This window comes from Blastococcus saxobsidens (assembly GCF_010682065.1).
In the GTDB taxonomy this organism is placed as follows: domain Bacteria; phylum Actinomycetota; class Actinomycetes; order Mycobacteriales; family Geodermatophilaceae; genus Blastococcus; species Blastococcus saxobsidens_B.
Genome location: NZ_JAAGWG010000014.1, coordinates 1 through 15614 on the forward strand (window position 1 = coordinate 1; position 15614 = coordinate 15614).

The 15614-nt window shown below is 73.9% G+C and carries 14 protein-coding genes; 12 read left to right on the forward strand and 2 right to left on the reverse strand.

The annotated features are described in order from the left end of the window. Positions 1–73: 73 nt before the first annotated feature. Positions 74–910, reverse strand: coding sequence for a peptidylprolyl isomerase (locus tag GCU60_RS10995; RefSeq protein WP_163205107.1), 837 nt, complete (start codon positions 908–910; stop codon positions 74–76). Positions 911–1068: 158 nt separating this feature from the next. On the opposite strand from GCU60_RS10995, the gene GCU60_RS11000 reads away from it, so the two are divergent. From GCU60_RS11000 to GCU60_RS11030, 7 genes are all read left to right on the forward strand, one after another. Continuing rightward, positions 1069–1752: an MBL fold metallo-hydrolase gene (locus tag GCU60_RS11000; RefSeq protein WP_163205109.1), complete on the forward strand. Its 684-nt coding sequence runs from the start codon at positions 1069–1071 to the stop codon at positions 1750–1752. Between the two features lie 79 nt (positions 1753–1831). Further along, positions 1832–3097 carry a histidine--tRNA ligase gene (hisS, locus tag GCU60_RS11005; protein WP_163205111.1) on the forward strand — a complete coding sequence of 422 codons (1266 nt, stop codon included), beginning with the start codon at positions 1832–1834 and terminating at the stop codon, positions 3095–3097. After that, entirely contained in the window at positions 3094–4083 is a 990-nt protein-coding gene (locus GCU60_RS11010; protein WP_239520960.1) for an aldo/keto reductase, read from the forward strand. Before hisS ends, GCU60_RS11010 begins: the two co-directional genes overlap by 4 nt. A gap of 48 nt (positions 4084–4131) precedes the next feature. Further along, positions 4132–5925: an aspartate--tRNA ligase gene (gene aspS, locus GCU60_RS11015; protein WP_163205113.1), complete on the forward strand. Its 1794-nt coding sequence runs from the start codon at positions 4132–4134 to the stop codon at positions 5923–5925. A 13-nt stretch (positions 5926–5938) separates the two neighbouring features. Further along, entirely contained in the window at positions 5939–7027 is a 1089-nt protein-coding gene (locus tag GCU60_RS11020) for a pyridoxal-phosphate-dependent aminotransferase family protein (protein ID WP_163205116.1), read from the forward strand. A 32-nt stretch (positions 7028–7059) separates the two neighbouring features. Continuing rightward, the gene (locus GCU60_RS11025) at positions 7060–7983 is read left to right on the forward strand and encodes a hypothetical protein (protein WP_163205125.1); all 924 of its coding nucleotides are present in this window, start codon (positions 7060–7062) and stop codon (positions 7981–7983) included. A 58-nt stretch (positions 7984–8041) separates the two neighbouring features. Continuing rightward, entirely contained in the window at positions 8042–8962 is a 921-nt protein-coding gene (locus tag GCU60_RS11030; RefSeq protein WP_163205127.1) for a hypothetical protein, read from the forward strand. Positions 8963–8972: 10 nt separating this feature from the next. On the opposite strand, the gene GCU60_RS11035 is transcribed toward GCU60_RS11030, so the two are convergent. Next, the gene (locus tag GCU60_RS11035) at positions 8973–9803 is read right to left on the reverse strand and encodes an aldo/keto reductase (protein ID WP_345770531.1); all 831 of its coding nucleotides are present in this window, start codon (positions 9801–9803) and stop codon (positions 8973–8975) included. Positions 9804–9869: 66 nt separating this feature from the next. Here GCU60_RS11035 and GCU60_RS11040 point away from each other — a divergent pair, with 66 nt between their 5' ends. The 5 genes from GCU60_RS11040 to ruvX all read left to right on the forward strand — a co-directional run bounded on the left by GCU60_RS11040 (position 9870) and on the right by ruvX (position 15441). Next, the gene (locus tag GCU60_RS11040) at positions 9870–11201 is read left to right on the forward strand and encodes an AAA family ATPase (RefSeq protein ID WP_163205131.1); all 1332 of its coding nucleotides are present in this window, start codon (positions 9870–9872) and stop codon (positions 11199–11201) included. 99 nt (positions 11202–11300) lie between these two features. Continuing rightward, positions 11301–11726, forward strand: coding sequence for a DUF948 domain-containing protein (locus GCU60_RS11045; RefSeq protein ID WP_163205133.1), 426 nt, complete (start codon positions 11301–11303; stop codon positions 11724–11726). Beyond that, positions 11726–12010 (forward strand): hypothetical protein, encoded by a 285-nt coding sequence (locus GCU60_RS11050; protein ID WP_163205135.1) that lies wholly within the window; start codon positions 11726–11728, stop codon positions 12008–12010. Before GCU60_RS11045 ends, GCU60_RS11050 begins: the two co-directional genes overlap by 1 nt. Positions 12011–12067: 57 nt before the next feature. Then, entirely contained in the window at positions 12068–14743 is a 2676-nt protein-coding gene (gene alaS, locus GCU60_RS11055; RefSeq protein ID WP_163205137.1) for an alanine--tRNA ligase, read from the forward strand. Positions 14744–14748: 5 nt separating this feature from the next. After that, positions 14749–15441 carry a Holliday junction resolvase RuvX gene (gene ruvX, locus GCU60_RS11060; protein WP_345770532.1) on the forward strand — a complete coding sequence of 231 codons (693 nt, stop codon included), beginning with the start codon at positions 14749–14751 and terminating at the stop codon, positions 15439–15441. Positions 15442–15614: the final 173 nt, after the last annotated feature.

Sequence of the window (15614 nt, forward strand, 5' to 3'; positions counted from 1 at the left end):
TGAACCGGCCCCACCTGGGCATCGGCGGACGCTCACCCATCGACCGCGTCAACAACGCAGCGGGTCAGTACACCTAGACGACGGCCACGTCCTCGATGGTCACGGTGGTGTTCGGCGTGCCGTCGCCGGGGCCCTCGACGTCCTGGATGCCGCCCTCGGCGACGCGGTCGAGGATCGCCAGGCCGGCCTCGTCGATCGTGCCGACGACCGTGTACTCCGGCGGCAGCGTGACGTCGGTGAAGGTCAGGAAGAACTGGCTGCCCGTGGTGTTGGGCGCCGCCGTCTTGGCCATGGCGATCGTGCCGCGGGGGTAGGTCGTGTCCGCCGTGACCTCCTCGGCGTACTTGTACGTCGGGCCGCCGGAGCCGGTGCCGGTCGGGTCGCCGCACTGCAGCAGCCCGAAGGCCTCCTGGGTGACCAGCCGGTGGCAGCTGCTGCCGGCGTAGAAGTCCTGCTCGGCCAGGTAGACGAAGCTGGCGACCGCGCAGGGCGCCTTGGCCCGGTCGAGGGTCAGCGTCAGGTCGCCCTCGTTGGTGGCCATGCGCAGCGTCGCGGTCCCCTCGGTGGGAGTGGCCTCCGGGGTGGGCGGGGTGCCGACGTCGGTGAGGTTCGGGTTGCCGGTCTCGTCGGGGAGGTACTCGCAGGTGACCGTGCCGTCGGGGTTGGTCGTGCGGGCCGCGGACTCGGTAGCGGCCGGCGTCGACGGGTCGGCGGCCTGGTCGTCGCTCTCGTCGTCGCCGGAGAAGACGCCGGTGATCAGCAGGGCGGCGCCGACCACCACGACGACGGCGAGCGCGGTGAGGAGCAGGCCCAGGTTCCGGCGGCGCTTCTTGGCCAGATCGGTGCGGCGCTCCAGCTGGCGCTGCAGGTGGCGCTGCGCGGCTTCGCGGCGCTGCTTGTTCGTGGGCACGGGTGCGGACTCCTCGGGCGGACGGGCGCGACAGGGCGGCCTCGACGGCGGTGCCGGGCGGGCCGCACCGCGCTGGTCGGGGAGGGAGTCTAGGTGGCGGGGCTGGGGAATCCCTGGCAGCACCGGGGAGCCCGGGTGCGTCCGCGTAACCTGCACGGGTGCTCATCCGCTCCTTCCCCGCCGGCGCGTTCGGCACCAACTGCTACGCCGTCGCCTCCGGGCCGGGGGCCGAGTGCGTCGTCGTCGACCCCGGGATGGACGCCGTCGAGCCGCTGGCCCGGATGCTGGCCGACGACGGGCTGAAGCCGGTCGCCGTCGTCCTCACCCACGGACACCTGGACCACACCTTCTCGGTGCTGCCCGTCTGCGACGGCTACGACATCCCCGCCTACCTGCACCCGTTGGACTCCGGGATGCTGTCGGACCCCGCGCGGTGGCACGGGCCGCAGCTCGCGCCGCTGATCACCGGCGTCCGGTTGCCCGACCCGTCGGAGGTGAAGAGCCTGGACGACGGCGAGGTGCTGTCGCTGGCCGGTGTCGACCTGACCGTGCGGCACGCACCCGGGCACACCCAGGGCTCGGTGATGTTCTCCCTCGACCTGGGCGAGGCTCCCGGGCTGCTCGCCGGGGACGTGCTGTTCGCCGGCTCGGTCGGCCGGGTCGACCTCCCGGGCGGCTCGTGGGACGACATGCTCCGCTCGCTGCGCGACGTCGTGCTGCAGCTGGACGACGAGACGGTCGTGCTGCCCGGCCACGGCCCGGCGACGACGATCGGCCGCGAGCGGGCGACCAACCCCTACCTGGCCGAGGCGGCCTCCGCCCCCAAGGGACGTGGACTGTGAGAGCGACGGGGGAGCGAGCATCGCAGGGAGCGCCAGCGACCGAGGAGCGGAACGAGTCCGGAGCCGAACGGGGAGCACTGTGAGCATCGGCCTGACCGCCCCCAAGGGCACCTTCGACACCCTGCCGCCGGACTCGGCGCGCTTCCTCGCCGTGCGCGACACCCTGACCGCGCCGCTGCGCCGGGCGGGTTACGGCTACGTCGAGACGCCGGTCTTCGAGGAGACCGCCGTCTTCTCCCGCGGCGTGGGCGAGTCCACCGACGTCGTGACCAAGGAGATGTACACCTTCGAGGACCGCGGCGGCCGCTCGCTCACCCTGCGCCCCGAGCTCACCGCCGGGCTGATGCGCGCCTTCATCGAGCACCGGCTGCACGACGGGGCCCTGCCGGTGAAGCTGTGGACCGTCGGCTCGGCGTTCCGCTACGAGCGCCCGCAGGCCGGCCGCTACCGGCACTTCACCCAGGTGGACATGGAGGCTCTCGGCACCGACGACCCGGCGCTGGACGCCGAGGTGGTGGCGCTGGGCGTGCAGGGCTTCCGCGACCTGGGGCTCACCGACTTCGAGCTGCTGCTCACCTCGCTGGGCGACGCCACCTGCCGGCCGCAGTACCGCGAGCTGCTGGTGGCCTACCTGGACAAGCTGGACCTCGACGAGGAGACCCGGCGTCGCGCGGCCATCAACCCGCTGCGGGTCTTGGACGACAAACGGCCCGAGGTGCAGGCGCAGCTCGACGACGCCCCGCTGATGGTCGACCACCTCTCGGACTCCACCAGGGCGCACTACGACGCCGTCCGCCAGCACCTGACCGACCTCGGGGTGACCTGGACCGAGGCGCCGAAGCTGGTGCGCGGGCTGGACTACTACACGAAGACCACCTTCGAGTTCGTGCACAACGGGCTGGGCGCACAGTCGGCGATCGGCGGCGGCGGGCGCTACGACGGCCTCTCCGCGGCGCTCGGCGGGCCGGACGTCTCGGGCATCGGCTACGCCGTGGGCGTGGACCGGACCCTGCTCGCCGTGCAGGCCGAGGGGCTGGACGTCGGCGCGACGGCGGGCGTCCAGGCGTTCGTCGTCCCGCTGGGCGCGGAGGCCAAGCGGCTGGCCGTCCGCCTGGTGGGGCAGCTGCGCCAGGCCGGCGTCGCCGCCGACACCGTGTACGGCGACCGCGGGCTCAAGGGCGCGATGAAGGCGGCCGACCGGTCGGGCGCCACGCACGTCGTCGTCATCGGCGACCGCGACCTGGCCGAGGGCGTCGGCCAGCTCAAGGACATGCGCACCGGAGAGCAGCACGCCGTCCCCGTCGGTGAGCTGTTCGACCGGCTTCGTGAAAGCGTGGAGGCATGAGCATGGAGCAGCGACCGCTCGGACGGACCGGGGCCGATGTCAGCGTGATCGGGCTGGGCACCTGGCAGCTCGGCGGTGACTGGGGCGACGTGACCGAGGACGACGCCGCCGACGTCCTCGACGCCGCGCTCGACGCCGGCGTCACCCTGCTGGACACCGCCGACGTCTACGGCGACGGACGCAGCGAGGAGCGGATCCGCAAGGCGCTCGCGCCCCGGGCCGACCGGCCGTTCGTGGCCACGAAGGCCGGCCGCCGCGCCGACCCGTTCACCGCCGAGCAGTACACGCCCGAGAACCTGCGGGCCTGGATCGACCGGTCGCGCCGCAACCTCGGCGTCGACACGCTGGACCTGGTGCAGCTGCACTGCCCGCCGCCGGCCGTCTACTCCGACCAGCGGGTCTACGACGCGCTGGACGCACTCGTGGCCGACGGCGCCATCGCCGCCTACGGCGTCTCGGTGGAAACCGTCGAGGAGGGCCTGACCGCGCTGCAGCACCCGGGCGTGGCCACGATCCAGGTCATCCTCAACATCTTCCGGCGCAAGCCGCTGGAGGAGCTGCTCCCGGCCGCCCAGCGGGCGGGCGTGGGCATCCTCGCCCGGGTGCCGCTGGCCAGCGGGCTGCTGACCGGCAAGTACGACGAGTCGACGACCTTCCCGGCCGACGACCACCGCAACTTCAACCGCAACGGCGAGGCCTTCGACGTCGGCGAGACGTTCGCCGGCGTGCCCTTCGACGTCGGCGTCTCGGCCGCCCGCGAGGTCGCCGCCATCGCCGGTGACAGCGTGCCGACCGCGGCCTTCGCGCTGCGCTGGGTCATCGACCAGCCCGGCGTCACCACCGTGATCCCCGGTGCCCGCAACGTCACGCAGGTGCGCGGCAACGTCGCGGCCGCCTCGATGGCGCCGCTGTCGGACTCCCAGCTCGCCGATCTCGAGCGGCTGTACGACGAGCGCATCCGCGCCCACGTGCACGACCGCTGGTAACCCACCGCTGCTTCTTCGCCCACCCACCACCCCGGAAGGCAACATCCCGTGCTCCGCACCCACGACGCCGGCGCGCTCCGCGCGTCCGACGCCGGTACCACCGTCACCCTCGCCGGCTGGGTGGCCCGCCGCCGCGACCACGGCGGGGTGGTCTTCCTCGACCTGCGCGACGCCTCCGGGTACGTGCAGGTCGTCGTCCGCGAGGAGGAGGCCCACCACCTGCGCAACGAGTACTGCGTGCTCGTGACCGGTGAGGTGCGCCGCCGTCCGGAGGGCAACGAGAACCCCGAGCTGCCCACCGGCGAGATCGAGGTGGCGACGTCGGAGCTGCGCGTGCTCTCGGCCTCCGCGCCGCTGCCCTTCCCGATCGAGACCGACCAGGCGGCGTCGGACGACGTCCGCTACAAGTACCGCTACCTCGACCTGCGACGTCAGGGCCCGGCGAAGGTCCTGCGGCTGCGCTCGGAGATCAGCCGGATCGCCCGGAACGTGATGGCCGGTCACGGGTTCACCGAGGTCGAGACCCCGAACCTGACCCGGTCCACGCCGGAGGGCGCCCGCGACTTCCTCGTGCCGGTCCGCCTGCAGCAGGGCAAGTGGTACGCGTTGCCGCAGTCGCCGCAGCTGTTCAAGCAGCTGCTGATGATCGGTGGCCTGGAGCGCTACTACCAGATCGCCCGCGCCTTCCGGGACGAGGACTTCCGCGCCGACCGGCAGCCGGAGTTCACCCAGCTGGACTTCGAGATGAGCTTCGTCGACCGCGACGACGTGCTGGCCGTCGCCGAGGACGTCGTCCGCTCGCTGTGGCGCGAGCTCGCCTCCTACGAGCTGCCCGAGATCCCGCGGATGACCTACCGCGAGGCCATGGACCGCTTCGGCTCCGACAAGCCCGACCTGCGCTTCGGGGTCGAGCTGACCGAGCTGACGTCCTACTTCGCCGAGACGCCGTTCCGCGTGTTCCAGGCGCCCTACGTGGGTGCCGTCGTCATGCCGGGCGGCGGCTCGCAGCCGCGGCGCGCGTTCGACGCCTGGCAGGACTGGGCGAAGTCCCGCGGCTACCGCGGCCTGGCCTACGTGACGATCGCCGAGGACGGCACCCTCGGCGGCCCGGTGGCCAAGAACCTCTCCGACGCCGAGCGCGAGGGCCTGGTCGAGGCCGTGGGCGCGAAGCCCGGGGACTGCGTCTTCTTCGCCGCCGGCGCCCGCCGCTCGGCCCAGGAGCTGCTGGGCGCGGCCCGCAACGAGATCGCCAAGCGCCTGGAGCTCATCACACCCGGCTCGTGGTCGTTCCTGTTCGTCGTCGACTTCCCGATGTTCGAGGAGACCGAGGACGGCGACTGGACGTTCATGCACCACCCCTTCACCTCGCCCACCCCCGAGTGGCGGGACCGGTTCGCCGAGGACAAGGGCGCGGCGCTGTCGGACGCCTACGACATGGTGATCAACGGCAACGAGGTCATGAGCGGCTCGGTCCGCATCCACGATGCCGACCTGCAGGAGCGGGTGTTCGAGACCCTCGGCATGTCGCGCGAGGAGGCCCGGGAGCGGTTCGGCTTCTTCCTGGAGGCGTTCGCCTTCGGTCCGCCGCCGCACGCCGGCGCGGCGCTGGGCTGGGACCGGCTCACCGCGCTGCTGGCCGGCGTCGACTCCATCCGCGAGGTCATCGCCTTCCCGAAGACCGGTGCCGGCTACGACCCGCTGACCGGCGCCCCGACGCCGATCACCGCCGCGCAGCGCAAGGAGTCCGGCATCGACGCCGTTGCTGAGAAGGATGGCCTGGAGGAGCCGGCGCTGCCCGGCGTGCCCGGAGCCCCCGGCCCGACCGACCCCACGAAGCAGTAGGAGCGCCGTCGACATGGCCCTGCGTGCCCGCACCCTGCTCGGTCCCGGTCCCTCGAACCCCTACCCCGAGGCGCAGGTCGCGCTGGCCCAGCCGCTGCTGGGTCACCTGGACCCCGAGTTCCTGCGGGTCCTGGACGAGACCTCCGACCGGCTCCGCCAGGTGTTCGGGACGGCGAACCGGCGCACGCTGCCGCTGTCGGCCACGGGCTCGGCGGGCATGGAGGCGGCGTTCGTCAACACCGTCGGCCCCGGCGACGTCGTCGTCGTCGCGGTCAACGGCCTCTTCGGCCGGCGGATGACCGACGTCGCCGCACGCTGCGGCGCCGAGGTGGTCGCCGTCGAGCACGAGTGGGGGCAGCCGGTCGACGCCGAGCGCGTCCTGGCCGCGCATCCCTCGCCCAAGCTGATCGCCGCCGTGCACGCCGAGACCTCGACCGGGGTCCGCTCCGACCTGGCGCCGCTGGCCGCAGGCAAGGGCGAGGCGCTGCTGCTGGCCGACTGCGTCACCTCCCTCGGCGGCATCCCGGTGGAGCTGGACGAGTGGGGCGTGGACCTCGCCTACTCCGGCTCGCAGAAGTGCCTCGGCGTCGCGCCCGGCCTCGCGCCGTTCACGATCAACGACCGGGCCTGGGAGCGGCGGATCGAGAAGCCGCAGAGCTGGTACCTCGACCTGGGCCTCCTCGGCGGCTACGCGGGCGAGGCCGCCGGGGGTGGGCGCACCTACCACCACACGGCGCCGACCGGAATGGTCGTGTCGCTGCACGCCGGTCTCGGCCGGATCCTCGAGGAGGGGCTGGACGCCGTCCACGCCCGGCACGCCGAAGCCGGCCGCCTGCTGCACGAGGGGCTGTCCGAGCTGGGGCTGGAGCTCTTCGCCGCCGAGGGGCACCGGCTGCCGGAGCTGACCACGGTGAAGGTTCCCGACGGCGTCGACTCGGCCGCGGTCCGCACGGAGCTGCTCGAGCGGTTCGGCCTGGAGATCGGTGGCGGAGTGGGCGCCTACGCCGCCACCGTGTGGCGGATCGGGCTGATGGGCCCCAACGCCGCGCCCGACAAGGTGGCGCTGGTCCTCGCTGCCCTGCGGAGCGTCCTCGGGCGCTAGTGTCCCGGCACGTTCCGTAACCGGAGGTGCCCGTGATCGAGGATCCGCCCGCCCGCCCGGCGGCCCGGCGGCTGCCCTGGTGGGCGCTCGTCCCGCTGGCAGCCGTGGCCTGGTGGGTGGGCGGCCACCTGTTCTGGCTGCTCGGCGGGCTGCGGATGACGCCGGTCGGCGCCCGGACGGCTCTGCCGCTCGTGCCCGCCATGCTCTCGTACCTCGTCCTGGGGGCGCTGGTGGGCGGGGTGGCCGCCGGGATGCTCGGCCGGGCGACCGCGCGGCGGGGGCTCGGGGTCGCGGCGACCGCCGGAGGCACGGTCCTGGCGGTCGCGCTCGCTCTCGTGGCGACCGTGACGACGCTGCGCGAGAACGCGCCCGACAACTTCGAGACCGAGCCCGCGGTCCTCCTGGGTCTCGGCGCCGTCGTCGTCGTGGTGTCCGCGCTCGGCTGGGGCGTGGGGGCGCTCGCCGTCCTCGGGCCCGCGGGCGCCGTGCCGGGTCTCGCAGTGCTCGCCGGGGCCGCTCCCTGGTGGTTCTCCTCGGTCGTCTCCGCCCTCGTCGGCTTCGGGTCGGCCACGACGCTCGGCCACGCCGGACCCTGGCTCGGCGCCGCGCTGCTGGTCGCGGCCCTGCTGCTCGTCGGGTCGCGGCCGCTCTCCCGGCTCGGGTGGTGGCCGGTGGTGGTCCTCGGGGCGTGGCTGGTCTCCCCGGCGCTGACGGCGGCGAGCTATCTCGAGCAGTTGCTGCGTCCCGGCTACGGGCTGCCCCGCACGTTGCCGGACTCGCTCTCCGCCGCGTGGGACGTGTTCGGCCTGGCGTCGATGCCGGGGCAGCGGGACCTGGCGCCCTGGCTGGCGGCGGTCGCGGTGGCCGCGGTGCTGACCGTCGTGCTCCCGCGGATCCGGCCGTCGGCGCCCCTACGGCTGGAGCGCCAGGAGGAGGTGACCGGTGTCGTCGGCTGAGCCCGACGCGCGAGATCGGTCGTCGGCCTCGACGCGCACCGGCGCTGCGCTCCACGAGGTGAGCCCGGAGCGGGCGGCCCGGGTCGGCGACCGGGTCCTGCTCGTCCTGCTCGTTCCGCTCGCCGCCCTCACGTGGTGGTTCGTCAGCTCCCTCCCGGCGCTGCTGGAGCGCATGTTCGCGGTGCTGGAGGGCCTGGGGCGGGTCGGGGGAGGGGTGACCGGCCCCGAACCCGGGCTGCTCGCACTGCCGTTGCTCGGCTGGCCGCCCACCTTCGTCTCGGGAGCGCTGCTCGGCGGGGTGCTCGCCGGCCTGCTGGCCCGGCCGGCGGATCCGGCCCGCCGGCGGGCGGCGGCGGGCGCGACCGTCGGCGGGGTCCTCGCGGGGCTCGTCGTCGTGCTCGCGCAGGCCTTCGCCGAGCTGGACGAGGCCGCGACGTCCCCGTTCACGCCGTGGTCCGGGACGGCGATGGCGGTCACCCTGGTGCTGGTGTCGTTGCTGGGCTGGGGAGCGGGCACCGGTGCGCTGGGCGGTCGCACGGGCACGGGGATCGCCCTCGGGGTGGTGGCCGGGACGCTGCCGGCCTGGTTGGCCGGCTCCGCGTTCGCCGTGCTCGGCCCGGGCTCGCTCGGACCCGGGTTCGACCTGGGCTGGACCACGTGGATCGGGGTGGCCGTCCTCGTCGGAGCGCTGGTGACGGTCGGGCTGCGACCGGTCTCCCGGCTCGCGCGCTGGCTCCTCGTCGTCGGGGTGGCGTGGACGGCGCTGCCGCTGGCCTGGTCCCTCCAGGTACTCGTCCCCACCGTCGTGAACTCGACCGGAACCGGCCCGATGGGTGGTCGGCTGCCGTCGCCGTGGCAGGTGCTCCAGGACGCACTGCTGGATGGACCCGGCCGGCCGCTCCCGTTGGTCGCGGCCCTCGTGGTGGCGGCCGGCATCGCGGCGGTCCGCGCACGGGCTGCCGCTCCGCCGGGCCGCTAGCCGGGGAGGATCACGCGCCGTCCAGGCGCGCCAGCTGGTCGGGGGACAGCTCGAGCGCGGCGGCCGCGGCGGAGTCGGTGATCGAGGTCGCCCGCGAGGCGCCCGGGATCGGGACGACCGTGTCGCTCTGCGCCAGGTGCCAGGCCAGCGTCACCCGGTACACCGAGACGGCCAGCTCGTCGGCGACCTCGGCGAACGCCGGCGCGGTCGAGTCCAGCGAGCCTGCCGCGCCCACCCCGCCGAAGGGGCTCCACGGCAGGAACGCGAGCCCGTGCGCCGCGCAGTGCGCCAGCTCGTCGGCCGAGGAGCGCCATCCCGGCGAGAACTGGTTCTGCACGCTGACCAGCGCCTCGCCGACGATGGACCGGGCGACGTCGATCTGCGCGATGTCGGCGTTGGAGATGCCGACCATCCGGACCAGCCCGTCGTCGGCCAACTGCCGCAGCGCACCCATGGAGTCCTCCCACGGCGTGGCCGGGTCGGGCCGGTGGAACTGGTACAGCCCGATCGCGTCGACGCACAGCCGCCGCAGCGACGCCTCGCACGCCCGCCGCAGGTAGGCCGGCGACCCGTCCAGCTCCCAGTCGGTGCCGCGCCGGGTGTGCCCGCCCTTGGTGGCGACCAGCACCGACGACGGATCGCCGCCGTAGGAGCGCAGCGCCGCGGCGACGAGCGACTCGTTGTGGCCGAACTCCGCCTCGTCGCGGGAGTAGGCGTCCGCGGTGTCGATCAGCGTGACGCCGGCGTCCAGCGCCGCGTGCACCACGGCGATCGCGTCGTCCTGGGGCGGCCGGGGGTCCTTGGTGGACAGGGGCATCGCGCCCAGTCCGATGGCGCTCACGGTCGCGTTCCCGATGCGTCGCTGCTGCATGAAGGACGTCGTGCCCCGCGGGTAGCGTTCCCACCCGTGACATCCCTGTTCGACGCGCCCGACGACGGCCCGGCCGCCGTCGACCCGGGTGCCCCGCTGGCGGTGCGCATGCGGCCGCGCTCGCTGGAGGAGGTCGTCGGGCAGCAGCACCTGCTGGGCGACCGGGCCCCGCTGCGCCGGCTGGTGGAGTCCGACGAGCCGATGTCGCTGGTGCTCTACGGCCCGCCCGGCACCGGCAAGACCACCCTCGCGCACGTCATCTCGCTGGCCACCAAGCGGCAGTTCGTGCAGCTGTCGGCGCTGGACTCCGGCGTCAAGGAGGTCCGGGCGGTCATCTCCAGCGCGAAGCAGGAGCTCACCTACGCCGGCCGGCGCACCGTCCTGTTCATCGACGAGGTGCACCGCTTCTCCAAGACCCAGCAGGACAGCCTGCTGAGCGCGGTCGAGGACCGCATCGTCAGCCTCATCGCGGCCACCACCGAGAACCCGTTCTTCTCCGTGGTCAGCCCGCTGCTCTCGCGCAGCCTGGTGCTCGCGCTCCAGCCGCTCACCGACGACGACGTCCGCACGCTGCTGCGCCGGGCGCTGGCCAGCGAGCGCGGGCTGGCCGGCGAGTTCACGCTGACGGAGGAGGCGCAGGAGCACCTCATCCGGATCGCGGGCGGTGACGGGCGCAAGTCGCTGACCGCGCTGGAGTCCGGTGCCGGGGCGGCCCGGGCCGTCGGCGCGACCGAGATCGACCTCCCCACGCTGGAGACGGCGGTGGCGCAGGCCGCGGTCCGGTACGACCGGCAGGGCGACATGCACTACGACGTCGCCAGCGCGCTGATCAAGAGCATCCGCGGTAGCGACGTCGACGCCGCCCTGCACTACCTGGCCCGCATGGTGGAGGCGGGGGAGGACCCGCGCTTCATCGCCCGGCGGCTGGTCATCTCCGCCAGCGAGGACATCGGCATGGCCGACCCGACGGCGCTGCTCACCGCCGTGGCAGCCGCCGACGCGGTCGCCTTCATCGGCATGCCCGAGGGCCACTTCCCGCTGGCCCAGGCCGTCGTCCACCTGGCCACGGCGCCGAAGTCCAACGCCGTGACCGCCGCGATGGGGGAGTCGGTGGCCGACGTGCGCGCGGGGCTGGCCGGCCCGGTGCCGGCCGGTCTGCGAGACGCGCACTACGGCGGGGCGAAGAAGCTCGGGCACGGCAAGAGCTACGTCTACCCGCACTCCCACCCCGACGGGGTCGTGCCGCAGCAGTACCCGCCGGACGCGCTGGTGGGCAAGGACTACTACCGGCCGACCGGCCGCGGCGCCGAGGCGCGGCTGGGGGAGCGGCTGGCCAAGCTGCGGGCGATCATCCGCCGGACCCGCTGACGCCCCGGCGGGGGACGGACGGCGGCGGGGGGCCGCGACTAGTGTGACCAAGCCGGAACGTCGCTCCCGGCGCTGAATCCCCCGAGAACAGGAGCACGCGTGTCCGTAGGAGAGATCGCCGGGCTGATCGCAGCCGGCGCCCTGGTGCTGCTGGTGGTGCTGGTGGCCGTGCCGCTGCTCAAGCTCGGCCGGACGCTCGACGAGACCACCCTGACCATCCGCCAGGTGCGCGAGCAGAGCGCGCCGATCCTGGGCCAGGCCAGCACCACGGTCGCGCACGTGAACAGCAACCTGGAGCGGGTCGACGACATCACCGGCAACGCCGCGAACGTCTCCAGCAACGTCGCCGCCCTCACCAGCGTGGTCGCCGCGACCCTGGGCAGCCCGCTGATCAAGGTCGCCGCGTTCAGCTACGGCGTGCGCAGCGCCACCAAGAAGAAGCGGGAGGGCCAGGCCCTCGCCGACGCCGCCCGCCGCGACAAGGAAGCGCGTCGCTCGCGCCGCGCCGCTCGGCGGGCCGCCTGATGCGCCGCCTGTTCTGGCTCGCCATGGGCATCACCATCGGCGCCCTGGTCGTGCGGAAGCTGTCGGCCGCGGCCGAGAAGATGACCCCGGCCGGCATCGGCGCCTCCATCGCCGAGGGCCTGCGGGACCTCGCCGACGCCATCGGCGACTTCGGGGCCGACGTCCGCGAGGCGATGTCCGAGCGCGAGCTCGAGCTGCGCGCGGGTACGGGCCTGGACGCGCCGCTGCCCGACGCGGGCGAGGCCGCCGCCCTGCGCCGCGGCGCGCACGCCGCCGACTCCTGATCCATCGGCCGGGACGCACCTTCCTGTCCCGGTCCCGTCGAACCGAGTAGACCTGAGATGCAGACCGCCGAGATCCGCCGCCGCTTCCTGCAGCACTTCGAGCAGCGTGGCCACACCGTCGTCCCCAGTGCCTCGCTGGTCTCCCCGGACCCGTCGCTGCTGTTCACCGTCGCCGGCATGGTGCCGTTCATCCCGTACCTGACCGGGCGCGAGCCCGCGCCGTTCCCGCGGGCCACCAGCGTGCAGAAGTGCGTGCGCACCCTCGACATCGAGGAGGTGGGCAAGACCACCCGGCACGGCACGTTCTTCCAGATGAACGGCAACTTCTCCTTCGGTGACTACTTCAAGGCCGAGGCGATCCAGTTCGCCTGGGACCTCGTGACCGGCAAGGTCGCCGACGGCGGACTGGGCCTGGACCCCGAGCGGATCTGGCCGACGGTCTACCTCGACGACGACGAGGCGTTCGACGCCTGGCGCGCCTACGTCCCGGCCGAGCGGATCCAGCGCCGCGGGATGGAGGACAACTACTGGTCCACCGGTGCGGCGGGCCCGGCCGGGCCGTGCTCGGAGATCCACTACGACCGCGGACCGGAGTTCGGGCCGGACGGCGGTCCCGAGGCCGACCCCACCGGCGACCGGTTCCTCGAGATCTGGAACCTCGTCTTCATGCAGTACGAGCGGGGGGACGGGGAGGGCAAGGACTTCCCGATCCTCGGCGAGCTGCCGCGGAAGAACATCGACACCGGCATGGGCCTGGAGCGCGTGGCCTACCTGCTGCAGGGCGTCGACAACATGTACGAGATCGACGAGGTCGCCCCGGTGCTGCGCCGGGCCGCCGAGCTCGCCGGGGTCACCTACGGCAAGGACACCGAGGCGGACGTGCGGCTGCGGGTCGTCGCCGACCACGTGCGCAGTGGGCTGATGCTCATCGGCGACGGCGTCACGCCCGGCAACGAGGGGCGCGGCTACATCCTGCGCCGGCTGCTGCGCCGCGCCGTCCGGTCGATGAAGCTGCTCGGCGTCGAGGACGCGACCCTCCCCGAGCTGCTGCCGGTGTCGAAGGAGGCGATGAAGGCCAGCTACCCCGAGCTGGAGACCGACTTCGCGCGGATCAGCAGCGTCGCCTACGCGGAGGAGGAGGCGTTCCGCCGCACCCTCACCTCCGGCACGGCGCTGTTCGACACCGCGGTGACGCAGGCGAAGAAGGCGGGCACCCCGAAGCTGTCGGGGGAGCAGGCGTTCTCGCTGCACGACACCTACGGCTTCCCGATCGACGTCACCCTCGAGATGGCCGCCGAGCAGGGCGTGACCGTCGACGAGGAGGGCTTCCGCGCCCTCATGAAGGAGCAGCGCGACCGCGCCCGGGCCGACGCCCGCGCCAAGCGCACCGGCTCGGTCGACGTGCTGGCCTACCGCCGGCTGCTGGCCGAGCACGGCCCCACCGACTGGCGGGCCTACGACACCCTGCGCACCGACTCCCGCGTCCTCGGGGTCGTCGCCGAGGACTCCGACGCCGCACAGCGCCCGGTCGGCCCCGGCGAGATCACCCGCGTCGTCCTGGACCGGACGCCGTTCTACGCCGAGTCCGGTGGTCAGATCGCCGACGCCGGCATCCTGACCTGGGACGGCGGCCGCGCAGAGGTCATCGACGTGCAGCGCCCGGTCAAGGGTCTGGTCGCCCACCAGGTGCGGGTGCTCGAGGGAGAGCTGCGCGAGGGCGCCGAGCTCACCGCCGAGGTGGACCACGAGTGGCGGGTGTCGGCCTGCCAGGCGCACTCGGGCACCCACGTGGTGCACGCGGCGCTGCGCGAGGTGCTCGGCCCGCAGGCGCTGCAGTCCGGTTCCTACAACCGGCCGGGCTACCTGCGGCTGGACTTCGCCTGGCAGGGCGCGCTCACCCAGCAGCAGCGCAAGGACATCGAGGACGTCGCCAACGCGGCGGTCCGCGCCGACCACAGGGTCACCGCCTCGTACATGACGCTGCCGGAGGCGCAGGCCTTCGGCGCCATCGCGCTGTTCGGCGAGACCTACGGCGAGCAGGTCCGCGTCGTGGAGATCGGCGGCCCCTGGTCGCGCGAGCTCTGCGGTGGCACGCACGTCCGCGGCAGCGCGCAGATCGGCACCCTGGCACTGACCGGCGAGTCCTCGGTGGGTTCGGGTGCCCGGCGCGTGGAGGCCGTCGTCGGCCTCGAGGGCTTCCGGTACCTGGCCCGCGAGCGCGACCTGGTCCGCCAGCTGGCCGAGATCCTCAAGTCGCCCCAGGACGGCCTCGTCGAGCGGGTCAGCGGCATGGTCGCCCGGATGCGCGACCTCGACCGCGAGCTCGCCGACCTCCGCGCGCAGCAGTCCGTGGCCGCGGCCGGGCAGCTCGCCGCGTCTGCGCGGGACGTGGGCGGCGTCGCCGTCGTCACCGGTGCCCCGGAGGGGCTGGGTGGTGGCGACCTCCGCACGCTCGCCCTCGACATCCGGGGCCGGCTGGCCGCCGACCGGGCCGCGGTCGTGCTGCTGGCCTCGGAGTCCGGTGGCAAGGTGGCCCTGGTGGCCGCACTCAACCCGGCCGCGGTCGCGCAGGGGCTGTCGGCCAACGACGTCCTCAAGGCGGCCTCGGCCCCCGTCGGCGGCCGCGGTGGCGGCAAGTCCGACGTCGCCCAGGGGGGCGGCACCGATCCCGCGGGTATCCCCGCAGCACTGCAGGCCGGCGAGCAGGCGGTTGCGGCCGCCAGTGGGAGGTGAGCCCCGTGAGGAGCTCCGACAACAGCGGATCCGACGAGGGCTTCGGCTCGAACCCGGGGGACACCGGTCCCGTCGGCGGACGTCGCCGCGAGCTGCCGGCCGTGCCACCGGCCCGGCCGCGGACGCCGGGGTCCACCGGTGAGCAGCCGGCGCACCACCCGACCACGGAGATCGACCTCAGCCAGGGGTTCCCGCCGGTCAAGCACGAGACGACCGAGATCGACCTCAGCGGTGGCTGGCCGCAGCACCTGAAGGTGCCGCCGCGGCGCGCCCGCGGCCGGGTGCTCGGGATCGACGTCGGCACCGTCCGGGTGGGGCTGGCGCTGTCGGACCCGACCGGCACGCTCGCCAGCCCCCTGGAGACGCTCCGCCGGGCGAAGGACAGGTCCGATCTGGACCGTCTCGTCACGCTCGTCGTGGAACACGAGGTGACCGAGGTGGTGGTGGGAGAGCCGAGGCATCTGTCAGGTGCGTCGGGCGCCTCTGCCGTCGATGCGGGCAACTACGCTCAGGAACTGGCCGACCGCATAGCGGATGTGCCGGTCCACATGATCGACGAGAGGCTCTCCACCGTGACCGCAGCCAGTCACCTCCGTGAGGGCGGCATCGACAGCCGCCGTCAGCGCCCGGTGATCGACCAGGCGGCCGCCGTGGTCATCCTGCAGCAGTATCTCGACAGCCGGCGGGCGCCCACGTGAGCGCGCCCGGCGGGCCGCCGCGCCGGGGGAGGCACTCCTCCGACGACGGAACCGGTGGTGTGCCCGCGTCCTTCTGGACGTCTCCCGGCGCCCCCATCGGCGGCAGTGTCCCGCCGGGCTTCCCGGTGCAGCCTCCGCACCGCGCCGGAGGCGTCCGCCCCGGCTCGGGGACC